Here is a 26251-nt window from a genome sequence, read left to right as displayed (position 1 = left end):
CCGCGTAACACCATGGCACGGCAAGAAGCCAACGAGCAATTTCAGATCACCTCGTTTTTGGATGGCGCCAACGCTGCCTATATCGAGCAGCTCTACGCCCGTTATGAAGACGACCCCAACTCGGTAGACGACCAGTGGCGGTCCTTCTTCAAGGCGCTGGAAGACGATCCTGCTGATGTGAAGAAGGCGGCCAAGGGAGCATCTTGGCGCAAGAAGAACTGGCCGCTGCAGGCAAGCGGCGATCTCGTCTCGGCACTGGATGGCGACTGGGGCATCGTCGAAAAGGTCATCGAAACCAAGGTTAAGGCGAAGGCCGAAGCCGCTGGCCAGCCGGCAAATGCCGCCGATGTGCTGCAGGCGACGCGCGATTCCGTCCGCGCCATCATGATGATCCGCGCCTATCGCATGCGCGGCCATCTGCATGCCAAGCTCGATCCGCTCGGCATCGCCGCCCCGGTGGATGATTATCACGAGCTTGCGCCTGAAAATTACGGTTTCACGGCTGCAGACTACGATCGCAAGATCTTTATCGACAACGTGCTCGGTCTCGAATACGCGACCATTCGCGAGATGATCGAGATTCTTGAGCGCACCTATTGCTCGACGCTCGGCGTCGAATTCATGCATATTTCCAATCCGGAAGAAAAGGCCTGGATTCAGGAACGTATCGAAGGTCCGGACAAGGGCGTTGCCTTCTCGGCCGAAGGCAAGAAGGCGATCCTCGCCAAGCTCGTCGAAGCCGAAGGCTACGAACAGTTCCTCGACGTCAAGTTCAAGGGCACCAAGCGCTTCGGCCTCGACGGCGGTGAATCGCTCATTCCGGCGCTCGAACAGATCCTGAAGCGTGGCGGTTCTCTCGGCCTCAAGGAAGCCGTATTCGGCATGGCCCATCGCGGCCGCCTGAATGTGCTCTCCCAGGTCATGGGCAAGCCGCACCGCGCCATTTTCCACGAATTCAAGGGCGGTTCCTACGCGCCTGACGAAGTCGAAGGTTCCGGCGACGTGAAGTACCATCTCGGCGCTTCCTCCGACCGCGAATTCGACGGCAATAAAGTGCACGTTTCGCTGACGGCAAACCCGTCGCATCTCGAAATCGTCGACCCTGTCGTCATGGGCAAGGCTCGCGCCAAGCAGGACATGAGCGCTACTGTCTGGGACGGCGACATCATTCCGCTGTCCGAACGCTCCAAGGTTCTGCCGCTTCTCATCCACGGTGACGCAGCTTTCGCCGGCCAGGGCGTCATTGCCGAAATCCTCGGCCTGTCCGGTCTTCGCGGCCATCGCGTCGCCGGCACGATGCACGTCATCATCAACAATCAGATCGGCTTCACGACGAACCCGGCCTTCTCGCGCTCGTCGCCTTATCCGTCCGATGTCGCCAAGATGATCGAAGCGCCGATCCTGCACGTTAACGGCGACGATCCGGAAGCTGTCGTCTATGCGGCCAAGGTTGCGACCGAATTCCGTATGAAGTTCCACAAGCCGGTCGTGCTCGACATGTTCTGCTACCGCCGCTACGGCCACAATGAAGGCGATGAGCCGTCCTTCACGCAGCCGAAGATGTACAAGGTCATCCGTGGCCACAAGACGGTTCTGCAGCTCTATGCAGATCGTCTCGTCCGCGAAGGCCTGCTCACCGACGGCGAAGTCGAAAAGATGAAGGCCGACTGGCGCGCCCATCTCGAGCAGGAGTTCGAAGCCGGTCAGCACTACAAGCCGAACAAGGCCGACTGGCTGGACGGCGAATGGTCCGGTCTGCGCACGGCAGACAATGCCGACGAACAGCGCCGCGGCAAGACCGCCGTGCCGATGAAGACACTCAAGGATATCGGCCGCAAGCTGTCGGAAATTCCTGAAGGCTTCAATGCGCATCGCACGATCCAGCGCTTCATGGAAAACCGCGCCAACATGATCCAGAGCGGTGAAGGCCTCGACTGGGCGATGGCCGAAGCGCTGGCTTTCGGTGCGCTCGTCGTTGAGGGCCACAAGATCCGCCTATCCGGCCAGGATTGCGAACGCGGCACCTTCTCGCAGCGCCATTCGGTTCTCTACGATCAGGAAACCGAAGAGCGCTACATTCCGCTGGCGAACCTGTCGCCGACGCAGGCCCGTTACGAAGTCATCAACTCAATGCTTTCGGAAGAAGCCGTTCTCGGCTTCGAGTATGGCTACTCGCTGGCCCGCCCGAATGCGCTGACGCTCTGGGAAGCTCAGTTCGGCGACTTCGCAAACGGTGCACAGGTCGTGTTCGACCAGTTCATCTCGTCTGGCGAACGCAAGTGGTTGCGCATGTCAGGTCTCGTCTGCCTGCTGCCGCATGGCTATGAAGGCCAGGGGCCGGAACACTCGTCCGCCCGTCTGGAGCGCTTTCTCCAGCTGTGCGCGGAAGACAACATGCAGGTCGCCAACGTTACGACCCCGGCGAACTACTTCCACATCCTGCGCCGCCAGCTGAAGCGTGACTTCCGCAAGCCGCTGATCCTGATGACGCCGAAGTCGCTGCTGCGCCACAAGCGCGCGGTCTCGACGCTTGCCGAAATGGCCGGCGAATCCTCCTTCCACCGTCTCCTGTGGGACGATGCGGAAGTTATCAAGGATGGTCCCATCAAGCTGCAGAAGGACGCAAAGATCCGTCGGGTCGTCATCTGCACCGGCAAGGTCTATTACGACCTCCTGGAAGAGCGGGAAAAGCGCGGCATCGACGACATCTACCTGCTGCGCATCGAACAGCTCTATCCGTTCCCGGCCAAGGCGCTCATCAACGAGCTGTCCCGCTTCCGCAACGCCGAGATGGTTTGGTGCCAGGAAGAGCCGAAGAACATGGGCGCCTGGTCGTTCATCGACCCGTATCTCGAGTGGGTGCTCGCTCATATTGATGCGAAGTATCAGCGTGTTCGCTACACGGGCCGGCCGGCCGCCGCTTCGCCGGCAACTGGCCTGATGTCCAAGCATCTGTCGCAGCTCGCCGCGTTCCTCGAGGATGCGCTGGGCGGCTAACAAAAAGGGGGAAGCGCGATGGCATATTTCTTCATGAAACTTGTGCCGCCGCGCTCCACGTTCCCGCATGACGGGACCGGGGAGGAGATGGCTGCGATGAAGCGCCATGCCGAATATTGGCACCAGAACGCTCTTGCGGGATCGGCGATTGCCGTCGGCCCCGTCTTCGCGGGCGAAGGGGCATTCGGCATCGCGGTCGTCGAGGTTGCGGACCAGGCGGCAGCGCAGGCGCTTGCCGATGCGGACCCGATCGTCTCTTCCGGCCTCGGTTTCCGTTTCGATGTCTCGCCAATGCCCTCAATCATTCTCCGGCCGCAGGCCGAGACCGCTATCTAACACGATAACAAGCACAATCAGGATTTGAACAATGGCCACAGAAATCCGCGTTCCAACACTCGGTGAATCCGTCAGCGAGGCAACCGTCGGCACCTGGTTCAAGAAGGTCGGCGACGCCGTCAAGGCTGACGAGCCCATTCTCGAGCTTGAAACCGACAAGGTGACCATCGAAGTTCCGGCGCCGGCATCAGGCACGCTCTCAGAAATCGTCGCCCAGGCTGGCGAGACGGTTGGTCTCGGCGCGCTTCTCGGCCAGATCGCAGAAGGTGCGGCAGCCGCCGCTGCGCCCGCTGCCGCCGCCCCGGCGGCCGCACCTGCGGCTCCGGCCCCGACGCCGGCTGCTCCGGCAGCAACTGCCGCTGCTCCCGCCACGTCGGTATCGTCCGTGCCGCCGGCTCCGGCCGCGGCAAAGATGCTCGCAGAAAACAATCTGTCTGCCGAGCAGGTCGATGGCAGCGGCAAGCGCGGCCAGGTTCTGAAGGGTGACGTCATCGCCGCCGTCGCCAAGGCTGCGGCGGCTCCGGCCGCTGCTGCTCCGGCGGCACCCGTTGCAGCGCGCGGCCCGTCGACGGTCGAAGACGCCGCCCGCGAAGAGCGCGTGAAGATGACGCGCCTGCGCCAGACGATCGCCAAGCGCCTGAAGGATGCACAGAACACGGCTGCGATGCTGACCACCTACAACGAGGTGGACATGAAGGCCGTCATGGACCTGCGCAACAAATACAAGGATGTCTTCGAGAAGAAGCACGGTGTGAAGCTCGGCTTCATGGGCTTCTTCACCAAGGCGGTCACGCATGCGCTCAAGGAGTTGCCGGCCGTCAACGCCGAGATCGACGGCACCGACATCATCTACAAGAACTACTGCCATGTCGGCATGGCCGTCGGCACCGACAAAGGCCTCGTCGTCCCGGTCATCCGCGACGCCGACCAGATGTCGATCGCCGAAATCGAAAAGGAACTTGGGCGTCTTGCCAAGGCGGCTCGTGACGGTTCGCTCTCGATGGCCGAAATGCAGGGCGGCACCTTCACCATCACCAATGGTGGTGTCTACGGCTCGTTGATGTCTTCACCGATCCTCAATGCACCGCAGTCGGGCATTCTCGGGATGCACAAGATCCAGGAGCGTCCGGTCGCCATCGGCGGTCAGGTCGTCATCCGTCCGATGATGTATCTGGCGCTCTCCTACGACCACCGCATCGTCGACGGCAAGGAAGCCGTGACCTTCCTCGTGCGCGTCAAGGAAAGCCTGGAAGATCCGGAACGTCTGGTTCTGGACCTCTAAGCGGAGCGATCTGCCATGCGAGACCGGGTCATGCGAGCGGCAGGCGCAGTATTCTGTGCCATGGTTGCGTTCATGCCGGTCTCGGCTCTCGCTTTCGACGTGAACAAGGCGAGCAGCAATTTCGACCTCGTGTCGCTCAGCGATGCGGAGCTTTCCGCACGCTCCCTCAAGACGGTCGATATGGGCAATGTCGAGCTCACTTCCGGCCATATCGTCGCCGCTGATCCGCTGGCGCAGCCGGACCGGCCGGCCTTCGCAAGAACGGTTCCTGCAGGCGACTATCCGGTGCGACTCTATGAGGCTTTCGGGCGTGTTGCCGCCGCCAGCATGCGTTTCGGCGAAGGCAAGCCCGATCATTGGGAGCTTGCGACCGTTCCCGGTCAGGATATCGCGACGCTCAAGGATGACGAGATCTTCGGCTACCCCGTCGATGCAGGCCTCGGCAGCTACATGGATGCCGATACGCTCGACCTGATCGGGGAGCGCGAGCAACAGGTGCAGGGTCAGAAGCCCGATTCCGACGCGAATTACTATGACGACGTGCTCGCTCCGGAGCTCGATGCCAACAAGGGTGTCTATGCCCTGCACCGGCCAATGGCCGGCAAGAAGGGCAATGTCGCAATCTTCTGGAGCGGCTCGGGCGACGGCTTCTATCCCGTGTTTTGGGGCATGGACAAGGACGAGCATCCACTGGTGCTGCTGACGGATTTCCAGGTCATCAAAAACGCCGACGGGCGCAGAAAGCCGAGCCTCTAATGGGTGGAGAGCAAATGGCTACAAAACGGAAGGGTCTGGCAGCGATCGTTATCGCCGCACTGTCCTGGACGCCGGCTTCCGCCATCGCTGTCGAGTGCAAGCAGGCCAGCGCGATCTATGGAGATCGTGACGGTGCCTATGAACTGCGCTTCTCGCCGATTACCTCCGAGGCCATGACCTCGACCCATCAATTCAAGCTCAGCGCGTTGAAGAGCCCTGTCGTCATGAATGGCTATGTGATGCCATCCGACGATCCGGAGCGGACCATGGGCATGGTGATGTTCAACTGCCCGGATGGCGATGTCACCGGCGCCGATCTCGATGCCTGCATGGTCTGGCAGGGCTTCGTTTATCGCGCAAGCGCCAGTGGCGGGCTCGATAATTTGCAGTCCGGTGACAGTCCGGCGGCGGAAAGGATCGTCTTTCCCGGCCTCGGCCCGGCAATCCGCCAGTCTTCGGCTTGGGGTGACGGCAAGGCAAAGATCGCGCCGTGGGATGTCCTCGATTTCAAAGGATGCGCACAATGACTGATGGTCCCGTTCTGCTCGTGACCGGCGGCAGCCGCGGCATTGGTGCTGCCGCTTGCCTGGTTGCCGCCCGCCATGGCTGGCGCGTTGCGGTGAACTACACTTCGAACGAGGTTGCGGGAAATGCCGTCGTTTCCGAGATCAAGAAGGCTGGCGGCGATGCGATCGCCATCAAGGGTGATGTCGGCAATGCCGCCGATATCGTCTCAATGTTCGAGGCGGTCGATAGATATTTCGGGCGGCTGGACGGGCTGGTGAACAATGCCGGTATCGTCGATCACACCGCGCGTGTTGATGAAATGTCCGTCGATCGTCTCGAACGGATGATGCGGATCAATGTGACCGGTTCCATTCTCTGCGCCGGTGAGGCAGTGCGGCGCATGTCAACCGCGCGTGGCGGGCAGGGCGGTGCGATCGTCAACATCTCCTCCATGGCCGCAGTGCTCGGCGGATCTGCGCAATATGTCGACTATGCCGCCTCCAAGGGAGCAATCGATGCTTTTACGGTCGGGCTTTCCAAAGAAGTCGCGGCTGAAGGCGTCAGAGTGAATGCGATCCGCCCCGGCATCATCGAAACGGATATTCATGCCTCCGGCGGACAACCGGACAGGCCAAAAGAAATGGCTTCATCGATCCCGATGAAGCGAGCCGGACAAGCGGAAGAAGTAGCCGATGCGATCGTCTATCTGCTCTCGCCTTCGGCATCCTACATAACAGGCGCGATCCTCAATGTGAGCGGCGGGCGCTAGTCAATAACGTAAAGGGAAAAGCAATGTCCTATGATGTGATTGTTATCGGAACCGGCCCCGGCGGCTATGTCGCGGCAATCAAGGCCGCCCAACTCGGCCTCAAGGTCGCTGTCGTCGAGAAGCGCGCCACCTATGGCGGCACCTGCCTGAATGTCGGCTGCATCCCCTCCAAGGCGCTGCTGCACGCTTCCGAAATGTTCCATGCAACGCATCACATGGATGAACTCGGCATCGAGGTCGCTGCTCCGAAGCTCAATCTGGAAAAGATGCTGGCGCATAAGGATGCGACGGTAAAGTCCAATGTTGACGGCGTGGCCTTCCTGTTCAAGAAGAACAAGATTGAAGCCTTCCATGGCACTGGCAAGATCGTTTCTGCCGGCAAGGTTTCCGTGACTGCCGAAGACGGCACGGTGCAGGAAATCGAAGGCAAGAACATCGTCGTCGCCACGGGTTCCGACGTTGCCGGCATTCCGGGCGTCAAGGTCGATATCGATGAGAAGATTATCCTGTCCTCTACAGGCGCCATTGCACTGGAAAAGGTGCCGGAAACGATGATCGTCGTCGGCGGCGGCGTCATCGGCCTCGAGCTTGGTTCGGTCTGGTCGCGCCTCGGTGCGAAGGTCACCGTCATCGAATTTCTCGACAAGATCCTCGGTGCGATGGATGCCGATGTTTCCAAGCAGTTCCAGCGCATGCTCGGCAAGCAGGGCATCGATATCAAGCTGAGCTCCAAGGTGACCGGCGTCGAGAAGGGTGACAAGGGCGCCAAGGTGGCGTTTGAGCCTGTCGCCGGCGGTGCAGCCCAGACGCTTGAAGCCGATGTCGTCCTGATCTCCACGGGCCGCATTCCCTACACGGCTGGTCTTGGTCTCGAAGAAGCGGGCGTCAAGCTCGACAATCGCGGCCGCGTCGAAATCGACGGTCACTTCAAGACCAATGTCGAGGGCATCTATGCGATCGGCGACGTCGTGCAGGGCCCGATGCTGGCGCACAAGGCCGAAGACGAGGGTGTCGCGCTCGCCGAAATCCTCGCGGGCCAGCACGGGCATGTGAACTACGACGTCATCCCGAGCGTCGTCTACACGCAGCCGGAAGTCGCCTCCGTTGGCAAGACCGAGGAAGAGTTGAAGGCTGCCGGTGTCGCTTACAAGGTCGGCAAGTTCCCGTTCACGGCAAACGGCCGCGCCCGCGCGATGCTGGCGACCGAAGGTTTCGTGAAGATTCTGTCCGACAAGGAAACCGACCGCGTGCTCGGCGGCCATATCGTCGGCTTCGGCGCGGGCGAGATGATCCACGAGATTACCGTGCTGATGGAATTCGGCGGTTCGGCAGAGGATCTCGGCCGCACCTGCCATGCGCATCCGACCATGTCGGAAGCCGTGAAGGAAGCAGCGCTCGCCGCCTTCTTCAAGCCGATCCATATGTAAGCTTAAATATCAGCAATTATTCATAATGCCGCTTGCCTTCGGGCAGGCGGCATTTTTATTTAACAGGCAAGCTTCGCTAACTATTTGACGAAAGCCAAGAAAATGAATGACCGCGTCGTTGTCGGCTACAGCCTTTCGCAACGGTTCCTTCACTGGGCGACCGTGCTCCTGGTCCTTTTCAATCTTCTTTTGCCTGATGGCATGAATGCCTGGCAGCGGCTTGTCCGCCATGGCGGCACGCCATCGCCGGAACAGATCGCTTCGGCCAATATCCACGCCTATGTCGGTATCGCAATCCTGCTTATGACGGTCCTGAGGCTCGGCCTGCGCTTCGTGCAGGGCGTTCCGCTCGAAGCCTCAGACGAACCGGCAATCTTTCGGTTCGCTGCACGGCTGGCGCATGCGAGCCTCTATCTGCTGCTGCTCGCCCTGCCGGCGTCAGGCATTGCGGTCTATTATTTTGGTGCGCAAGCATTGGGCTCGCTGCATGCCGACGTCCTGAAGCTCATCCTCTGGATCGTCATTGTCGCGCATGTCTTTGGTGCGTTGGTCCACCAGTTCTATTGGAAGACCGATGTGTTGCGGCGGATGACTGTCGGTTAAGCGATAAGGCGGTCAGTTAACGGCCGTGACCGTAAAGCCCTGCTGGCGTAGCAGTTCGATGACGCCTTCCTTGCCCGGCAGGTGCAGGGCTCCGACGGCCATGAAGACGTTGCCGCTGGCGAGGAGGGGGGCGGCGCGCTCAGCCATCACCTCGTTGCGGTCGAGGATGATGCGCTGTTCGAAGGCGGCGTAGTCGCTGTCCTCGTCGCTGCCTTCGGACGTGACGGTCTTCAGCATCGGCATGGTCATGCCGATATCGCCGGAGAGATAGATATCGGTCATGGTCTCGACCACGTCATTCATCTTGGTCCCGAGTTCCAAGGTCTCGATCAGCGACTTCAGATGAAATTCGATCGGCAGCTCGGCCATGGCCTGCAGCTGCTCGGCAAGCGTTTCCAGCCCCTTGACCTGCTTGCCTTCGGAGGCTGCATCGGTAGCGATCTTCTGGTCGAGGAACTGCGCGCCCCTGGCCTTGCGGGCGATCTCGCAGGCGGGAAGTGCCACGGCGCTCGCGATCATCCAGGGGCGCATGCGGGAAACGGCCGAGAGCGGGATGCCGCGCTGCTTCAGTCCGGTTTCGAGGCGGGTATAGTCCTCAGGCGAAAGAAGCTTTTCGATAGTCGTGCCGTCCGTGAACATCATCAGGTCCGGTCGCATCAGAAGCGACGCAGTGGCCTTCTTCTCATCGAGGATCTCGTCTGATTCTATGATGATCGTGTCGGCACCGTCACGGGCTTCCTGCGCGCGGGGCGGGAGGTTCAAGACGCGCGGATCGGTGACGTGCATGGTGCCGAGCAGCCAGGAGGTTTTGAAGCCCGGTTTTTCTATCTTCCAGAAGATGCCTTTGCCGTTCGGTGTGGCATCTGCCTCTTTCACCGCTTCGGCATATCGGTCCGGTTCGTTCTGCTGCAGCTCCGTGAGCAGGTTCTTTCCGGTGCAACTGTCCTCGGCGGCATTGGCCGGCGTGACGGAAAAGACGACAGCGAGCAATGCGACGGCAAGCAGCATGTGAAAGCTGGCGATCAGCCAGAGCAGGACATTGCCCGGCTGCGCGATACGCAAAGTGCGGTGGCCGATAGAGATCGTCATGATGGTAATCCGGTCACATGTGCTTCAAGCCTCATGCTCTACGCCGGGCTTGCGCATATTCCTTTAAGAGACAGTGTTAACGAAGGCTTACGCGCGCGGATGCGCCTTATCATACACTTCCAGAAGCCTTGATGCATCGACGCCGGTGTAGACCTGCGTGGTGGAAAGGCTGGCATGGCCGAGCAACTCCTGAATGGTGCGCAGGTCGCCGCCGCCGGCCAGCAGATGCGTGGCGAAGGAGTGGCGCAGTGCATGCGGCGTCGCCGTTTCCGGCAGGCCGAAGGCACTGCGCAATTTCTGCATGGCGCGCTGAATAATGGCAGGCTGCAACTTGCCGCCGCGGGCGCCGCGAAAGAGCGGCTCGCCTTCGTCAAGATGAAAGGGGCAGAGTGCTCGGTATTTCTCGACGGCTTCGAAAACAATGGGCAACAACGGCACGAGGCGCGTCTTGTTGCCTTTGCCGGTGATGCGCAGCGTGGTGGTATCGCCCCTGATGTCAGGAGGCGTCACGTCGAGTGCTTCGGAAATGCGCAGGCCGCAACCATAAAGAAGCGTCATGACGGCGGCATCGCGCGCGGCAATCCACGGCTCGTCATGGAGCTGGGCTTCGTTGCTGACTACGGTGATGGCCTGTCTGTCCGACAAAGGCTTTGGAAGAGATTTCGGTTGTTTCGGAGATCGCACGGCGCCGGCACCTGCCGCATTCACGAGGCCCTTCTTTTCAAGGTAACGCAGAAGGGAGCGAATGCCGGCGAGATTGCGGGCTACCGAGCGAGCGCCGGAGCCCTCCTTGCGCCGAGCCGCCAGAAAGGCGCGGAAGTCTGCCGGCCGCAGCGTTTCGATATCGCGCAACGTCGTCGGGCCGCCGAGATGACCGGTCATGAAGGTCAGGAACTGACGCGTGTCGCGCTCATAGGCATCAAGCGTATGTCCGGAAAGGCGGCGTTCCCGGGCGAGGTTCTCGAGCCAGGCGCTGCGTTCCGCCATCAGGTGCGGATCGGCGATGATCAGGAGTTCATTCACGTTCATGGCTCTTGAATTTGATTTCCGTGACGCCAATTCTGAAACAGTGGCGTTATGGAATTGCTAATGCTTGCCAAGCCCTTGTCATGTATCGATCATAATTCACTGAGATAGCTTATAGCTTCCGTAAGACAGGAATTTTCATGGCACGGCGCGATTCCATGACGGCCTTTGGACAGCTCGCGGAAGCGATTGCCCTGGTTTCACACGGAAAGCCCGGCCATATCGTCGATACTCTGATTGCCGAGCGCGGACAGAAGATCGTCCGCCATCCTCTGTGGCCGCTCATGCGACCGTTTCTCTATACGCTGTTGCGCTACAATAAGGCGATCGAATTCGCCAATGATGTCACCAACATGCCGGGCTTCCAGTCGTTCGAATATATGAGCAACCTGCTGAAGCTGGACATCAACGTCACCAATGCCGAGCGCATTCCGGCATCCGGCGGTTTCATTCTCGTCAGCAATCATCCGACCGGCATTGCCGATGGCGTGGCAGTGTTCGATCTTCTGAAGACGCGTCGGCCGGACATGATGTTCTTCGCCAACCGCGATGCGGTACGTGTCAATCCGCGCTTTGCAGAAATGATCATCCCGGTCGAATGGCGTGAGGAATTCAAGAGCAAAATCAAGGCGCGCGAGACGCTGCAGCTCACCAACCATGCGGTGAAGGAGGGCAAGGCGACCGTGCTCTTCCCTTCGGGCCGCATCGCCTATTGGGCGAACGGGCGATTGAACGAGCGGCCATGGAAAACCTCCGCCGTCGGCCTTGCCCGCAAATACGGTCTGCCGATCCTCCCTATTCACATGACGGCCCGCAATTCCGGGCTCTTCTACTGGTTTGCCAAATGGTCGACCGAACTGCGCGACATGACGGTTTTCTATGAACTTCTGAACAAGAAGGGTGATCGTTTCGATTTCGTCATCGGCAATCTCATTCCCGCAGAAGAGCTCGACGGCGATCTGAACGAGGTGACGAAGGCGCTGGAAAGGCACACGGTCCATGATATGGCTGTTGATGGCGACTCACGCTTCGTGCCTGTGTCTCGGCAACTGTTGCCGGAGCCCATTGCGGCCCATTCTTTTTAGCGTTGCTTTGCGCTAAAGCGGAAGCATGCGTCTTCGCTCCATGTTTGCCAAGAATTATCGGTCACTGCGCTCGATCCGCATGGATCTGGCTGACACGACGTTATTTCTCGGCGAGAACGGCGCCGGCAAGTCCAATCTCTATCGTGCGCTGCAGCTTGTGCAGGCGGCGGTTCGCGGCCGGCTGGCCTATGAGCTTGCCTCTGAGGGTGGAATGCTCTCGGCCCTCTGGGCGGGGACACGTCGTAAATCCGACGGTCCTGCCCGCATTCGTCTGGAGGTAGAGATTGTCGACGAAGAGCGGGCAATCACATTTCGATATTATGTCGAGGCTGGGCTGCGTCCGCCGATAGATGCGGCAGGTTTTGCGCTGGAGCCGCAGATCAAGGCCGAGGAACTTTCCGTCGAAGCCGGTCGGCGCGCCGTGACGATGATGAAGCGCGCCGGTCCCGGCATTTCCGTTCGCGATGCGGCAGGGCGGATGCAGGACTATCCTGACGAGGCACTGACATCGGAGACTGCAATCGCTCTGCTCGGCGATGCCGGTCATTTTCCGGAGATAGCCGCCTTCCGCCGTATCGTCAGCAACTGGCGCTTCTTCCACGGCTTTCGCACGGACAGGGCTTCGCCGCTTCGCCATCCCTGCCTTGCCGTCACCAGCCCTATGCTGGACGAGGATGGTGCCAATCTCGCGGCCGTCTTTGCGACGCTCGCCCATACGCGGCAGGATACAGTCGAGCTCGATCGGATCCTGGCATCGGCGCTGGGCGGCGCACGGCTGGTCGTGCCGGAACCGGGCGAGACAGCAGAATTTGGCTTAATGCTGCCGGACTTCCCGCACCGCGTCTTCCATCCGCGTGAACTGTCTGACGGGCAGATTCGCTTCCTCGGTCTTGCCGCCGCATTGCTCTCCTACAGGCTGCCGCCGCTCATCGCCCTGAATGAGCCGGAGGCGAGCCTGCATCCCGACATGCTGGTGCCGCTCGCCGACATGATCGCTGAAGCGTCTAAGGGCAGCCAGGTCTGGATCGTTACCCATTCGGTGCAACTGGCCGAAGCGGTGCGCGAACGTTGCGGCATTCGTCCGCGAAAAGTTATCAGAGAGAACGGCGCCACGTGGATCGAAGGTATGCGGCTGACGGGAACGATCGCCGGTGAAGACGATGACGACGATTAAGCGTCATTTTCGGCGGGTTTCATTTTTCAGCTGTTGCGGGCATGGTCTGCCGCGATGAGCACAGATTCGTCCGATCTTTTTGGTGCGCTTTTCGAAGTCCCGCCGGTGAACCGCACGGTTCCGGTCCTGGTACCGATGCCGGCGCCAAAACCCTATTCCTACTCGGTGCCTGAAGGCATGGCAGTGGAGCCCGGCTCGGTCGTACAGGTGCCGCTCGGCCCCCGCCAGGTAATCGGCGTCGTCTGGGATAGTGGCGAGGATGGCGTCGATCCCAAGAAGCTCCGGCCCATAACCCATGTTTTCGATTGCCCGCCGCTCAACAAGGAAATGCGGGATTTTATCGACTGGGTCGCCGCCTATACGCTTTCTCCGCCGGGATTGGTGGCGCGCATGGCGCTGAGGGCGCCGAATGCCTTCGAGCCGGAGCCGATGGTGGAAGGGTTGCGCTTCATCGGCGGTGATCCCGAGCGGATGACGCCGGCGCGCGCCCGCGTGCTCGATACCGCCGCGGACGGGCTGTCCTGGACACGGACCGGCCTTGCGCATGCAGCGGGTGTTTCCACCAGCGTCGTCGACGGTTTAATCGCACAGGGTATCTTCGAAACGATCTTCCTGCCGCCGCCACCTGTCGTCGCCAGGCCCGATCCGGACTTCATCGGTTCCCGCCTCGAGGGTCCGCAGAAGGAAGCTGCCGAAGAAATTCTGGATGAGGTGCGCAAAGGCGAATTCGCGGTCTCGCTGATCGACGGCGTGACCGGTTCCGGCAAGACCGAAGTCTATTTCGAAGCGATTGCTGAGACTTTGAGGCGCGGCAAACAGGTGCTGATCCTGCTGCCGGAGATCGCGCTCACTGCAAGTTTTCTCGAACGCTTCCAGGACCGGTTCGGCGCGAAGCCTGCCGAGTGGCATTCCGACCTTGCCCCGCGCATGCGCGAAAAGGTCTGGCGCCAGGCGGTGACGGGTGAGGTACGGGTGGTGGCCGGCGCGCGTTCGGCGCTGTTCCTGCCTTTCGAAGATCTCGGCCTCATCATCGTCGATGAAGAGCACGATCCTGCCTATAAGCAGGAAGACCGGGTCTACTACAACGCGCGTGACATGGCGGTCGTACGGGCGCGGGTCGGCGATTTTCCCATCGTTCTCGTTTCGGCGACGCCTTCCGTCGAAAGCCAGGTCAACGGCCAGAGCGGACGCTACAGCACGATCCATCTGCCGACACGGTTCGGCGATGCGGCATTGCCGGACCTGCATCTTGTCGACATGCGGCGCCATGCGCCGGAGCGCGGTGGTTTTCTGTCGCCGGTCCTGATCCGGGCGATCGGCAGGACGGTGGAAAAGGGCGAGCAGGCGCTGCTCTTCCTCAATCGCCGCGGCTACGCGCCGCTGACGCTGTGCCGTGTGTGCGGCCATCGTTTCCAGTGCCCGCAATGTTCAAGCTGGCTGGTGGAGCATCGCTTTCGCCGGCAGCTGCAATGCCATCAGTGTGGTCATTCCGAGCCTACGCCGGAGGCCTGTCCGGAATGCGGGACGCTCGACCATCTCGTGGCCTGCGGGCCGGGCGTGGAACGTATTGCCGAAGAGGTGGAACGGCATTTTCCGGATGCGCGCACCATCGTACTCTCCTCCGACATCACGGGTGGGGTGAAGCGGCTACGGCTGGAGCTTGATGCCATCGCCAAGGGCGAGGCGGATATCGTCATCGGCACGCAGCTTGTCGCCAAGGGGCACAATTTTCCGCTGATGACACTGGTTGGCATTGTCGACTCGGATCTTGGCCTTGCCAACGGCGATCCGCGTGCGGCGGAGCGAACTTTCCAGCTTCTCTCGCAAGTGACTGGCCGCGCCGGCCGAACCGGCCTCAAAAGCCATGGTCTGCTGCAAACGTATCAGCCGCAGCATCCGGTCATGCAGGCCATCGTCTCCGGGGATGCGCGGGCCTTTTACGAGCGCGAAATCAGCGAGCGGGAGCGAGCGATCCTGCCGCCCTTCGGCAGGCTTGCCTCCATCATCGTTTCGGCCGACACGCGGCACGACGCGGAAAACTATGCTCGGGGCATGCGTAACGCCGCACCGCAGGTTTCGGGTATTTCCGTTCTCGGCCCGGCGGAAGCGCCGTTGGCATTGGTGCGCGGCCGCCATCGCTTCCGCCTGCTGGTGCATGGACGCCGGAATTCCGACATGCAGGCCTATCTGCGCGCGATGCTGTCGCAAGCGCCGAAGGAGCGGGGCACGGTTCAAGTGCAGCTCGATATCGATCCTCAGAGCTTCCTGTAGATCATTTCCACCCGGCGTTTCCGTATGTTGCTGATCATGGCATAAACGCAGAATCAGCAGGCGATTTGGGGTGAGGCATGGAATTCTACTTTCCGACGGAATTTGGCGAGCAGCTCGCCTTTGGCGCAGCGGCCTTCACCGCGCTTGCCGGCTTCGTCATCATGTTCGCGCCCGGTCTTGCCATGCAGGCCTTCGGTCTGGCGCCACGGGGCGAACGGCGTGAAGGCTTCAGCGAAGTCCGGTCGATGGGCGGCCTCTATCTCGGTCTCGGCGTCGCCGCGATCATGCTGGCGCAGGATTGGACCTATCTGGCGCTCGGAGCGGCCTTCGCGATGGCAGCGTTCGCACGGATCATTTCAATCCTGTCAGATAGGGGGAGCACGCTCCTCAATTATTTACTTCTGGTTGTGCAGGTGGCGATAGCCGCATTGCCGTTGCTACACGTATTCGGCTTCCTGCAGGGCTGATCCAAAGCAGAAATTCAAGCGTTTCGCGGGCCGCTTTCCGGCGTTTGCGTAATTTTGCAGACAGAAAATCATGCGAAACACGTATTCGGACGTTACGCGTGTTGCGAGTCCGAACATCCTATGTTAGACGGACCCCGAATTTCGGAAGAAGCAAGAGGCTTCTCTTGCGATTTCTGGGGGAAATCAAAACGAATTCAAAGTCATAGGTTCGGCGCCCGCCGGAAGTCGGATTTTGAATTGAAATCAGGGAAATTTGTGCCCGTGGCAGACACGTCCCAGCTTACTTCTGGTGTTGCAGAGCGCTATGCCTCATCGCTTTTCGAGCTGGCGCTCGACGAAGGCGCAGTCGACAGCGTTACCGCCGATCTCGACCGTTTCCAGGCCATGCTGGACGAAAGCGACGACCTGAAGCGCTTTGTCCAGAGCCCGGTTTTCTCCGCAGAAGATCAGCTCAAGGGCATCGTTGCAATCAGCGAAAAGGCTGGTCTCTCGGGCTTCTTTGCCAATTTCCTCAAGGTCGTGGCGCGTAACCGCCGCCTCTTTGCCCTGCCGGGCATGATCAAGGCCTTCCGCATCATTGCTGCCAATCATCGCGGCGAAATTTCTGCCGAAGTCACTTCGGCCCATGCTCTCTCCGCAGAGCAGGAAAATGAATTGAAGGCGGCGCTGAAGGGCGTCACCGGCAAAGACGTGGCAATTGCTGTCACGGTTGATCCGTCAATTCTTGGTGGTCTGATCGTCAAGGTCGGGTCCCGTCAGATTGATACGTCTCTTCGTACCAAACTCTCTACCCTTAAGCTTGCATTGAAAGAGGTCGGCTGATGGATATCCGCGCTGCGGAAATTTCCGCAATTCTTAAAGACCAGATCAAGAACTTCGGCAAAGAGGCAGAAGTCTCGGAAGTCGGCCAGGTTCTCTCCGTTGGTGACGGTATCGCTCGCGTTTACGGCCTGGACAACGTCCAGGCTGGTGAAATGGTCGAGTTCCCCGGCGGCATCCGCGGCATGGCGCTCAACCTTGAATCCGACAATGTCGGTGTCGTTATTTTCGGCTCCGACCGCGACATCAAGGAAGGCGACACTGTCAAGCGTACCGGCGCGATCGTTGACGTCCCGGTTGGTCCGGAACTGCTCGGCCGCGTTGTCGACGCTCTCGGCAACCCGATCGACGGGAAGGGCCCGATCAACGCGACCCGCCGTGCGCGCGTCGACGTCAAGGCTCCGGGCATCATTCCGCGCAAGTCGGTTCATGAGCCGATGTCGACCGGCCTCAAGGCTATCGATGCGCTCATCCCGGTTGGTCGCGGCCAGCGCGAGCTTGTCATCGGTGACCGCCAGACCGGCAAGACCGCCATCATTCTCGACACGTTCCTGAACCAGAAGCCGATCCATGACAACGGCCCGGATCAGGACAAGCTTTTCTGCGTCTACGTCGCCGTTGGCCAGAAGCGCTCCACCGTTGCCCAGTTCGTCAAGGTTCTCGAAGAGCGCGGCGCACTGAAGTATTCGATCGTCGTTGCCGCGACCGCTTCCGATCCGGCCCCGATGCAGTTCCTCGCTCCATTTGCAGGCTGCGCTATGGGCGAATATTTCCGTGACAACGCCCAGCACGCGCTGATCGGCTATGACGACCTGTCCAAGCAGGCCGTTGCTTATCGCCAGATGTCGCTGCTGCTGCGCCGCCCGCCGGGCCGCGAAGCTTATCCGGGTGACGTTTTCTACCTGCACTCGCGCCTCCTCGAGCGCGCTGCAAAGATGAACGACGACAAGGGCGCTGGTTCGCTCACCGCTCTGCCGGTCATCGAAACTCAGGGCAACGACGTTTCGGCCTTCATTCCGACCAACGTGATCTCGATCACCGACGGCCAGATCTTCCTCGAAACCGACCTGTTCTACCAGGGTATCCGTCCGGCCGTTAACGTCGGTCTGTCGGTTTCCCGCGTCGGTTCTTCGGCCCAGATCAAGGCGATGAAGCAGGTTGCCGGCTCGATCAAGGGCGAACTCGCCCAGTATCGCGAAATGGCCGCCTTCGCACAGTTCGGCTCGGACCTTGACGCTGCTACGCAGCGCCTGCTGAACCGCGGTGCGCGCCTGACCGAACTCCTGAAGCAGCCGCAGTTCTCGCCGCTGAAGACGGAAGAGCAGGTTGCCGTGATCTTCGCGGGCGTCAATGGCTACCTCGACAAGCTGCCGGTCGCTCAGGTCGGCAAGTTCGAACAGGGCCTGTTGTCCTACCTGCGTTCAGAAGGCTCTGCTATCCTGGATGCGATCCGCACGGAAAAGGCTATCAGCGACGATACGAAGGGCAAGCTCGTTGCTGCTCTCGACAGCTTCGCCAAGTCTTTCCAGTAATCGGACCCTAGGTTAGGACGATAACGGATGCCTTCACTTAAGGATCTGAAAAACCGGATCGCCTCCGTCAAGGCGACGCAGAAGATCACCAAGGCGATGAAGATGGTCGCCGCGGCGAAGCTTCGGCGTGCGCAGGAGGCGGCCGAGGCCGCCCGGCCTTACTCGCAGCGTATGGGTGCGGTCCTGGCGAACATCGCCAAGGCTGTTACCGATGCGGACGGCGCGCCGGTCCTGATGACCGGCACGGGCAAGGACCAGGTGCACCTGCTCGTCGTCTGCACGGCCGAACGCGGCCTTTGCGGCGGTTTCAACTCGCAGATTGCCCGCTTTGCTCGCGATCACGTTCGCAAGCTGGTTGCCGAAGGCAAGACGGTGAAGATCTTCACTGTCGGCAAAAAGGGCTATGACATCCTGCGTCGCGAATTCGCGTCGATGATCGTCGAGCGCAAGGAACTGCGCGAAGTCAAGAAGATCGGTTTCGAGAATGCCGATCAGATCGGCAAGCGCATCATCGAGATGTTCGAAGCCGGTGAATTCGACGTCTGCACGTTGTTCTACTCGGAATTCAAGTCGGTGATCAGTCAGATCCCGACGGCGCAGCAGCTCATCCCAGCCAAGGCTCCTGAAGCCGTTGCTGAAGATGCAGCCCATGCCAGCGCTGTCTATGAATACGAGCCGGATCCGGCGTCGATCCTCGACGATCTGATCCCGCGCAACATCTCCGTCCAGATCTTCCGCGCTCTCCTTGAGAACGTCGCGGGTGAGATGGGTGCCAAGATGAGCGCGATGGACAATGCGACGCGCAATGCTGGTGAGATGATCAATAAGCTGACGTTGAGCTACAACCGTCAGCGTCAGGCTCAGATCACCAAGGAACTGATTGAAATCATTTCGGGCGCGGAAGCGCTCTGAGTTAGGGAAAGAGGGTAAGAAAATGGCTGAGGCAGCTACCCGCTCTGTCGGCAAAGTCACCCAGGTTATCGGCGCCGTCGTCGACGTTGCTTTCGAAGGCGAACTGCCGGCGATTTTGAACGCGCTCGAAACCGACAACAACGGCAACCGTCTGGTTCTCGAAGTCGCTCAACATCTGGGCGAAAACGAAGTCCGCACGATTGCCATGGACTCGTCCGAAGGTCTCGTTCGCGGTCAGCAGGTTACCGATACCGGCGCTCCGATCTCGGTTCCGGTTGGTGACGAAACGCTCGGCCGTATCATGAACGTCATCGGCGAGCCGGTCGACGAAGCTGGTCCGCTGAACACCGCTCACAAGCGCGCCATTCACCAGGACGCTCCGGCTTACGTCGAGCAGTCCACGGAAGCGCAGATCCTCGTCACCGGCATCAAGGTCGTCGACCTTCTCGCTCCCTACGCAAAGGGCGGCAAGATCGGTCTGTTCGGCGGTGCAGGCGTCGGCAAGACCGTTCTCATCATGGAACTGATCAACAACGTCGCCAAGGCGCACGGTGGTTACTCGGTCTTCGCAGGCGTGGGTGAACGTACCCGCGAAGGCAACGACCTGTACCACGAAATGATCGAATCGGGCGTCAACAAGCATGGCGGCGGCGAAGGCTCCAAGGCTGCGCTCGTTTACGGCCAGATGAACGAACCGCCGGGCGCTCGCGCTCGCGTCGCTCTGACGGGCCTCACGGTTGCTGAACATTTCCGCGACCAGGGCCAGGACGTTCTGTTCTTCGTGGACAACATCTTCCGCTTCACGCAGGCTGGCTCGGAAGTGTCGGCTCTGCTCGGCCGTATTCCTTCGGCCGTTGGTTATCAGCCGACGCTCGCCACCGACATGGGCCAGATGCAGGAACGCATCACCACGACGACGACGGGCTCGATCACCTCGGTTCAGGCCATTTACGTTCCGGCCGACGACTTGACCGACCCGGCACCGGCAACCTCGTTCGCCCACTTGGATGCAACGACGGTTCTGTCGCGTTCGATCGCTGAAAAGGGCATCTACCCGGCCGTCGACCCGCTCGACTCCACCTCGCGCATGCTCGACCCGATGGTCGTCGGCGAAGAGCACTATGAAGTTGCTCGTAAGGTTCAGTCGACGCTGCAGCGCTACAAGGCCCTGCAGGACATCATCGCCATCCTGGGCATGGACGAACTGTCTGAAGAAGACAAGCTGTCGGTTGCCCGCGCCCGCAAGATCGAACGCTTCCTGTCGCAGCCGTTCTTCGTTGCCGAAGTCTTCACCGGTTCGCCGGGCAAGCTGGTTGCTCTCGAAGACACGATCAAGGGCTTCAAGGGCCTCGTCAACGGCGAGTACGATCACCTGCCGGAGGCTGCCTTCTACATGGTTGGCTCGATGGAAGAAGCTATCGAGAAGGCCAAGAAGCTCGCAGCCGCTTGATGAGCGACGCTCAGGACGAGATATTCTGTTGCGACACCCTTAAAAGTGTCGTGGCAGAGCTTCCTGAACCGGCTGCGCCGATCATCTACCGTGCCGACAACGGCGTGATGATGATGGTTGTTGGGCTGGCCCAGACCGAGGAAGGCCTTGGTTATCTCGACCATGCGATACTGCACTGCCCGTTCTGCGGGACCAAATTGCAAGATGCAAAAGCCATAGCCGAGAAGGTAAGTCACTGATGGCTGACAATTTCAACTTTGAGCTCGTTTCGCCGGAGCGTTTGCTGCTGTCGCAGATGGTGACCGAGGTCGTCATTCCCGCGACCGAAGGCGAAATGACTGTTATGGCCAACCATGCCCCGACGATGACGACCGTCAAGCCGGGCATTGTAAGCGTTCGCTCCGCTTCCGGTTCGAAGCAGAACTATGTCGTATTCGGCGGCTTTGCCGATATTCTGCCGACCGGCTGCACGCTGCTCGCAGAATCGGCTGTTCCGGTTGAAGAACTCAACAAGGATGAACTGACCCGTCGCATCGAAGCTGCAAAGAAGGAACTCGAAGATGCCGAGCATCACGAGCACAAGTCGAAGCTCGAGCATTTCATCATGGAATTGACCCACCTGCGTGGCGTCGTCCAGCAGGATTGATCGGCACGGCCGGCAACAGGCAGAATGAGAAAAGCGGCCTTTCAAGGCCGCTTTTCTTTTTGCCACAACAGAATTCGGCCGTTCGCCACGCATCACCGGCTGTATAGGAGCCACATCGAAGTGACGAAAGGCATCCCCGAGAGTTTATTGATACCGGAGCGGGCTTTCATCGCGGAGGCTGCGGCATCCGCGTGGAGATCACAGAAACGAAAGGGTGGGTTTTGACCGCCTGTACCCGGAGCGTTCCTTAAAGGAAATTCTCATGGCATTTCCGTTTTTCCTCCGAGTCAGGGAAAGCTCCATCTCTTTATTTTTTATGCATTTCCAGGGGCAAAGCCCCTATGCACTTTTGCTGGAACTGCTTTAGAAGCCGGTTCCCCCGCGCAGTTCGGACAGCAATGTGCGGAACAGGATCTTCAGATCCAGCCAGAGGCTGAAATTTCTGATGTAATAGATATCGCTAGCGATGCGGGCGCGGGCCTCCGTCGGGCGCTCTGTCGGGCCGCGCCAGCCGCGCGTCTGGGCGAGGCCGGTAATGCCCGGCCGCATCAGATGGCGGTAATGATAGTCGGGAACCAGTTCCTCGTAGAGCATGCCGGCAGCGCGCATGTTTATAGCGTGGCAGCGGGGGCCGATAAGCGACATATCGCCTTTGATGACGTTGAGAAGCTGCGGCAGCTCATCGATGTTGGTCTTGCGCAGGAAGGCGCCGATCCGCGTTACGCGCCGATCACCCTTGACGGTCTGTTCGACGCCGGTGGGATCGCAGAGATCCACCCGCATGGAGCGGAACTTGTAGACTGTGATTTTGCTACCCTTCAGACCCCAGCGAATCTGCCGGAAAAACACCGGCCCGCCGTCGTCGATCACGATAAAAAGAGCGATCGTCAGAAGAACGGGAAATAGGATGACCAGCGCGCTTGTGGCACCGAAAATGTCGAAAGCCCTCTTCAAGCCAAACTGAAGCCTGCTCCGGCCACTTAACGAGGCAAAGCTTTGGGGCTGGCGAATATTGGAATTCGCTGCATCGAAAGCCTTCATCCTCACTGCTTTTGCAGAGAAAGCCGTGTCTTGAAACTTGTTCGGCGTAAACACATTCATTAAGTAACGTCCGTAGAAATACTCACATTATGCACCGCGCCGGCACAAATACATGGGCTAGATCAATTTGTCACGAGCTTCCTTATTGTTTTCGTAACCATAATCGAGCCAAATTTGGGAGTATTTCGAAATATGTCCCCGACATTTTTTTGTGAGTTTGTACTAACTATATTGAGTAACGACTGAATCTTTACGCGTTATGCGTGCGGCATGACGTATTACCTGTCGTTCGAGAGCGAAATAACTGAGGCTTGCGAGAAGAAAAATGATCGCGCTCGCAAATGCGCAACCAATAAACCAGTCTCGCAGCGGGTCGTCTTTGCCGATCCCGAATACGGCCGGAGCGATCGTTTGAATCGACGTCAGAACGATGTCCTGCCAGATATAGATGCCGAATGAGACGGTTGCCGTGAAGCGTATGAAAGTATTGTCGAGCAATGCCGCGAGCAGCACGGAGCGCGAGAGGGCCACAAGCGCGACAGCGATCAGAACCGGAAACAGCGGAAAGGCGTAGGGGATTCCGAGCCGTCCATAGGCTTCCCAAGGTCCACCTGTCGAAAGCGGAAAGTGTAGGGCGGCAGCGGCCAGGCAGGCGAATGCGATGATGTCGAACCAGATGCGAGGCTTTCGCGGCAGCAGAATCTGAATGCCGGCTGCGAATGAACCGAGCGCAAAAATGGCGAAAAAGCCGATGGGATTGTAGTTGGGCATCCACTCCTTCGCGCCGCCCTGCATGCCATATTGCCAGCCGCGGTCTATCTCATTGGGGGGAACAAGCGTGCGGAAGGCCTCGTGGGCAAGCAGGGTCGCGGCAATGATGCCGAGCCAGGCAAGGCGCGTGAGGAGCGGAGAACGGTGTTTTTCCGGGATAGCGAAAAGCCAGAGGAAACCAAGCGGCAGCAGGATATAGCTCGTTACCTCGAAAGATATGGACCAGAGCGGGCCGTTGCCTTCGACAGGAAAGAAAGTGCGCCACTGCCATTGATTCATGAAGAAGAGCCCGCTGATATAGCGCATAACGAGTTCCGGCGTCAGTGCATGCCCAAGCAGTGTGACGCTGAGGATGAAGCCCGCCGTCAAAGCTACCCAATAACCGGGTATGATGCGGGCCGCGCGACGCAGCACATAGGTGCGCAGGTCAGGCATGGCGCAACCGGGATCGAGGGAGCGCCAGAACGGCAGGGCCAGCAGGAAGCCGCTCAGGATGAAGAAGATGGCGACGCCGAAATTGCCGAAACGCAGGGCGGTCAGCATCGGCTGCCATCCCTCGGTCTTGTTGAGATCGACGCGCAGAATGAGATGATGGATGAGAACCAGCAGGCAGGCGGCTGCACGCAAGAAATCCGCTCCGGCCATCCGGTCCTGCTGTTGCATGTCACTCCCTCGCTCCTTGCCGGACTTTGCAGCGGAAAGCTGCTGCCGGCAAGGGCAGGGTCGTCTCAGCCAAGCAGATCGTTGGTGTAATAGCTGGAAAAGTCGGGCTTTTCCTTCAGCGCTGCACCATTGGCATCGAGCAGGATGCCATGATCGAACAGAAAAGTGCCGATCGCTTCTGCCTTGGCCGGATCGACGACGCCGATCGTGCCATTGCCGCCCTTGAAGAAATGACCTTCGACCAATGCCTTTTGCGATGCCTTGACCAGTTCGGTATTCAGCAACGCGCCGTTACTGCCGGCAATCAGCAGGTCACAGGCCTCGTCCGGATTGTCGACCGAATAGGCGTAGCCCTTGAGCGTTGCCTGGATGAAGGCGCGGGCATTTTGCGGATTGGCCGACAGATAGGCGTCGCTGGACGCGATCGCGGTCGTCTGTTCGTCAGGAATGCCGTAATCGCTGTAGCGCCAGCGGCCGACCTGCCGATTCTCCAGTTGGGCGGCGATACCTTCCCAGGTGTAAATTTCCAGTGTGAAGTCCACGGCGCCGTTATCGAGAGCCTCATAGGCCGAGGTGCCTAGCGTGACGTTCTGGAAGGTGCCCTTGCCGCCGTCGTTACGGATCATCGCGGAGACGAGGGCTTCCTCCCAGGCGCCGCCGAAGCCGCCATAGGTCTTGCCGTCAAGATCTTTCGGGCTTTTGATATCGTTGCGGCCGCCCTTGAAGATCAGCCTGCCGGTTTCCGTCTGCACGACGGCATAGACGAGTTTCACATCAGCGCCGGCGGCACGCTGGGTAAAGGCCTCGATCTCTCCGCAAATGCCGAAATCGGCAACACCGTTCGCGACCAGCGTGCCAGCGCTGGTATCGGCGTAGGGCAGGATTTCGACGTCGAGGCCGGCGGCCTCATAGAAGCCCTTCGCCTTAGCGACATAGATGCCGATGTGATTGGTGTTCGGCGTCCAGTCGAGCGCGATACGCACCTTGGCGGCGGATTGGGCAAAGGCAGTGCGGCCGGCGAGGCTTGCGGCCATGGCGGCAAAAAGGGTCTGTCGGCGGGTGAGAAGCATCATAACCTCCTCAGGTTCTTTGCGGATGCAGCAATGTTTGAAGAATTTCGGTTTCAATCGCCTGGGCGGCCGGGGAGCCGAGATCGGCAAGCGTGCGCGGTCTTGCGAGCGGCACTTCGAATTCCCTGATCACGGCCGCCGGGCGGGCGGAAAGCACATAGATACGGTCAGACAGGAAAACGGCTTCCCGCACATCATGGGTGATCAGCAGGGCCGTCCAGCGATGATCGGTCCACATGCCCTGCAGCCATTCCTGCATCTGGGTGCGGGTCAGCGCGTCGAGTGCCCCGAAGGGCTCATCGAGCAGCAGCATGTCCTGCCGCTGGATCACCGTGCGCAGCAGGGCCGCCCGCTGGCGCATGCCGCCTGAGAGGGCCACGGGATAGTGATTTTCGAAACCGGCAAGGCCGAAGCGTTCAAAGAGAGGGGCTGCAACGGCGCGCGCCTGGCTGCGGCGCATGCCGTGCACTTCGAGACCAAGGATCGCATTGTCGATGACGCTTCGCCACGGCATCAGCGCATCGCGCTGGGGCATGAAGGCGAAGACGTGCTGCGCTTGCAAGAGCGGCATGCCGTCAAAAAGGATGTCGCCTCTATCGGCCTGCAGCGCCTGTGTCAGCAGCCGCAGGATCGTCGACTTGCCGGAGCCGGAGGGGCCGACGATCGAGACGAATTCACCTCTGGCGATATGAAGAGAAATGTCCTTCAGCACTTCCATGCCATCGAAGGACTTCGAGACGTTCTTCAGCTCAAGCATTCCTCTCATGGGCGTTTCTCCGCAGCAGATTGCCAGGGCATGACGAAACGCTGCACCGCCAGCGTGAGACCGAAGAGGCAAAGGGTCAGGAGGGCGCTAACAATGACGGCGGCAAGCACGAGATCCGGCCGGAAATTGTTCTTGGCATTGAGGATATAGATACCGAGGCCACGTGCGGCGCCTGCATATTCGGCGAAGATGGCCCCGACCACAGCATAGGTGATCGAAATGCGTAGGCCGGCAAAGAAGAAGGGCATGGCGGAGGGGAGCCTCGCCAGGCAGAAGATGCGCCAGCGGCTCGCTTTCATGGAGCTCATAAGCTCGGCGATATCCCGGTCCGTCGCTTCATAACCCTGCAGCAGGGCGACCAGCAACGGAAAGAAGGTGACGAGGGCGACGAGCAGAAGTTTTGGCAATATCCCGAAACCGAACCAGAGTACGACCAGGGGTGCGATTGCCACTAGCGGCAATGTCTGGCTGACGATGAAGAGCGGCAGCAGGGCGCGGCGCATGAAGGGCACGAAATCCATCAGGACCGACGAGGCGAAGGCGAAGACCAGCGACAAAGCGAAACCGCCGAGCGTCGCGCCAAGCGTCGGCCAGGTATTGTCGAGCAGCGCCTGCCTGTTCAGCCAGCCCTGTGTCAGGATCCGCGAAGGCGAGGGCAGGATGGAGGGCTTGATGCCGGAGAGATCGACATACAGCTCCCAGACAGCCAGGAAGGCAAACACGGCAAGAATTGCGGGCAGGGCCCGCCTCAATGGCGCAAATGTCGAATCCGGTTTCGATAAGGTCATTGCC

Annotated in this window: 25 protein-coding genes; 18 read left to right on the top strand and 7 right to left on the bottom strand. The window is 59.9% G+C overall.

Annotated elements, in window-relative coordinates:
• Nucleotides 1-12: 12 nt before the first annotated feature.
• The 8 genes from FHT92_RS20300 to FHT92_RS20265 all read left to right on the top strand — a co-directional run bounded on the left by FHT92_RS20300 (nucleotide 13) and on the right by FHT92_RS20265 (nucleotide 8677).
• Nucleotides 13-2997, top strand: coding sequence for a 2-oxoglutarate dehydrogenase E1 component (locus tag FHT92_RS20300; RefSeq protein WP_183749477.1), 2985 nt, complete (start codon nucleotides 13-15; stop codon nucleotides 2995-2997).
• An 18-nt stretch (nucleotides 2998-3015) separates the two neighbouring features.
• Nucleotides 3016-3333 carry a YciI family protein gene (locus FHT92_RS20295; RefSeq protein ID WP_183749478.1) on the top strand — a complete coding sequence of 106 codons (318 nt, stop codon included), beginning with the start codon at nucleotides 3016-3018 and terminating at the stop codon, nucleotides 3331-3333.
• 31 nt (nucleotides 3334-3364) lie between these two features.
• Nucleotides 3365-4615 carry a 2-oxoglutarate dehydrogenase complex dihydrolipoyllysine-residue succinyltransferase gene (odhB, locus tag FHT92_RS20290; RefSeq protein WP_183828728.1) on the top strand — a complete coding sequence of 417 codons (1251 nt, stop codon included), beginning with the start codon at nucleotides 3365-3367 and terminating at the stop codon, nucleotides 4613-4615.
• 15 nt (nucleotides 4616-4630) lie between these two features.
• A complete protein-coding gene (locus FHT92_RS20285) occupies nucleotides 4631-5371 on the top strand; it encodes a DUF4241 domain-containing protein (RefSeq protein WP_183828726.1) in 741 nt (246 codons plus the stop codon).
• Nucleotides 5372-5385: 14 nt separating this feature from the next.
• Nucleotides 5386-5898 carry a hypothetical protein gene (locus FHT92_RS20280; protein WP_246735522.1) on the top strand — a complete coding sequence of 171 codons (513 nt, stop codon included), beginning with the start codon at nucleotides 5386-5388 and terminating at the stop codon, nucleotides 5896-5898.
• Nucleotides 5895-6647, top strand: coding sequence for an SDR family oxidoreductase (locus FHT92_RS20275; protein WP_183828721.1), 753 nt, complete (start codon nucleotides 5895-5897; stop codon nucleotides 6645-6647). Before FHT92_RS20280 ends, FHT92_RS20275 begins: the two co-directional genes overlap by 4 nt.
• Before the next feature lie 23 nt (nucleotides 6648-6670).
• Nucleotides 6671-8074 (top strand): dihydrolipoyl dehydrogenase, encoded by a 1404-nt coding sequence (lpdA, locus tag FHT92_RS20270; protein WP_183828717.1) that lies wholly within the window; start codon nucleotides 6671-6673, stop codon nucleotides 8072-8074.
• Between the two features lie 102 nt (nucleotides 8075-8176).
• Nucleotides 8177-8677: a cytochrome b gene (locus tag FHT92_RS20265; protein WP_183828714.1), complete on the top strand. Its 501-nt coding sequence runs from the start codon at nucleotides 8177-8179 to the stop codon at nucleotides 8675-8677.
• A gap of 12 nt (nucleotides 8678-8689) precedes the next feature.
• Here the strand turns inward: FHT92_RS20265 and FHT92_RS20260 are convergent, their stop codons facing one another.
• Nucleotides 8690-9766, bottom strand: coding sequence for a TraB/GumN family protein (locus FHT92_RS20260; RefSeq protein WP_183828711.1), 1077 nt, complete (start codon nucleotides 9764-9766; stop codon nucleotides 8690-8692).
• Between the two features lie 87 nt (nucleotides 9767-9853).
• Nucleotides 9854-10789, bottom strand: coding sequence for a tyrosine recombinase XerC (locus tag FHT92_RS20255; protein ID WP_183828708.1), 936 nt, complete (start codon nucleotides 10787-10789; stop codon nucleotides 9854-9856).
• Nucleotides 10790-10932: 143 nt separating this feature from the next.
• Here FHT92_RS20255 and FHT92_RS20250 point away from each other — a divergent pair, with 143 nt between their 5' ends.
• From FHT92_RS20250 to FHT92_RS20205, 10 genes are all read left to right on the top strand, one after another.
• Nucleotides 10933-11877 carry a GNAT family N-acetyltransferase gene (locus FHT92_RS20250; protein WP_183828705.1) on the top strand — a complete coding sequence of 315 codons (945 nt, stop codon included), beginning with the start codon at nucleotides 10933-10935 and terminating at the stop codon, nucleotides 11875-11877.
• Between the two features lie 25 nt (nucleotides 11878-11902).
• The gene (locus FHT92_RS20245) at nucleotides 11903-13051 is read left to right on the top strand and encodes an AAA family ATPase (protein WP_183749488.1); all 1149 of its coding nucleotides are present in this window, start codon (nucleotides 11903-11905) and stop codon (nucleotides 13049-13051) included.
• A gap of 54 nt (nucleotides 13052-13105) precedes the next feature.
• Entirely contained in the window at nucleotides 13106-15322 is a 2217-nt protein-coding gene (locus tag FHT92_RS20240) for a primosomal protein N' (protein ID WP_183828702.1), read from the top strand.
• A 77-nt stretch (nucleotides 15323-15399) separates the two neighbouring features.
• The gene (locus FHT92_RS20235; RefSeq protein ID WP_183828699.1) at nucleotides 15400-15789 is read left to right on the top strand and encodes a DUF4345 domain-containing protein; all 390 of its coding nucleotides are present in this window, start codon (nucleotides 15400-15402) and stop codon (nucleotides 15787-15789) included.
• A 255-nt stretch (nucleotides 15790-16044) separates the two neighbouring features.
• Entirely contained in the window at nucleotides 16045-16611 is a 567-nt protein-coding gene (locus FHT92_RS20230; RefSeq protein WP_183749655.1) for a F0F1 ATP synthase subunit delta, read from the top strand.
• Nucleotides 16611-18140: a F0F1 ATP synthase subunit alpha gene (atpA, locus tag FHT92_RS20225; RefSeq protein WP_183749491.1), complete on the top strand. Its 1530-nt coding sequence runs from the start codon at nucleotides 16611-16613 to the stop codon at nucleotides 18138-18140. Before FHT92_RS20230 ends, atpA begins: the two co-directional genes overlap by 1 nt.
• A gap of 27 nt (nucleotides 18141-18167) precedes the next feature.
• Nucleotides 18168-19052: a F0F1 ATP synthase subunit gamma gene (locus FHT92_RS20220; RefSeq protein WP_183749492.1), complete on the top strand. Its 885-nt coding sequence runs from the start codon at nucleotides 18168-18170 to the stop codon at nucleotides 19050-19052.
• 22 nt (nucleotides 19053-19074) lie between these two features.
• Complete coding sequence (gene atpD / locus FHT92_RS20215; RefSeq protein ID WP_183749493.1) at nucleotides 19075-20502, top strand: F0F1 ATP synthase subunit beta; 1428 nt, start codon at nucleotides 19075-19077, stop codon at nucleotides 20500-20502.
• Complete coding sequence (locus FHT92_RS20210; RefSeq protein WP_183828696.1) at nucleotides 20502-20741, top strand: hypothetical protein; 240 nt, start codon at nucleotides 20502-20504, stop codon at nucleotides 20739-20741. The genes atpD and FHT92_RS20210 overlap by 1 nt, the downstream gene beginning before the upstream one ends.
• Complete coding sequence (locus FHT92_RS20205; protein ID WP_183749495.1) at nucleotides 20741-21148, top strand: F0F1 ATP synthase subunit epsilon; 408 nt, start codon at nucleotides 20741-20743, stop codon at nucleotides 21146-21148. The genes FHT92_RS20210 and FHT92_RS20205 overlap by 1 nt, the downstream gene beginning before the upstream one ends.
• 363 nt (nucleotides 21149-21511) lie before the next feature.
• Here FHT92_RS20205 and FHT92_RS20200 read toward each other — a convergent pair whose 3' ends face one another.
• From FHT92_RS20200 to FHT92_RS20180, 5 genes are all read right to left on the bottom strand, one after another.
• Entirely contained in the window at nucleotides 21512-22249 is a 738-nt protein-coding gene (locus FHT92_RS20200) for a sugar transferase (protein ID WP_409527161.1), read from the bottom strand.
• Between the two features lie 162 nt (nucleotides 22250-22411).
• On the bottom strand, nucleotides 22412-23623 hold the full coding sequence (locus FHT92_RS20195; RefSeq protein WP_183828694.1) for an acyltransferase family protein: 1212 nt from the start codon (nucleotides 23621-23623) through the stop codon (nucleotides 22412-22414).
• Nucleotides 23624-23688: 65 nt separating this feature from the next.
• A complete protein-coding gene (locus FHT92_RS20190) occupies nucleotides 23689-24696 on the bottom strand; it encodes an ABC transporter substrate-binding protein (protein WP_183828691.1) in 1008 nt (335 codons plus the stop codon).
• Nucleotides 24697-24703: 7 nt separating this feature from the next.
• On the bottom strand, nucleotides 24704-25450 hold the full coding sequence (locus FHT92_RS20185; RefSeq protein ID WP_409527164.1) for an ABC transporter ATP-binding protein: 747 nt from the start codon (nucleotides 25448-25450) through the stop codon (nucleotides 24704-24706).
• A gap of 5 nt (nucleotides 25451-25455) precedes the next feature.
• A complete protein-coding gene (locus FHT92_RS20180; protein ID WP_183749499.1) occupies nucleotides 25456-26247 on the bottom strand; it encodes an ABC transporter permease in 792 nt (263 codons plus the stop codon).
• Between the last annotated feature and the right edge of the window lie 4 nt (nucleotides 26248-26251).

The organism is Rhizobium sp. BK377 (genome assembly GCF_014193935.1).
Lineage (GTDB): Bacteria > Pseudomonadota > Alphaproteobacteria > Rhizobiales > Rhizobiaceae > Rhizobium.
The sequence above is the reverse complement of the archived record's forward strand: the minus strand, read 5'-3'. Positions and strand labels throughout refer to the sequence as shown.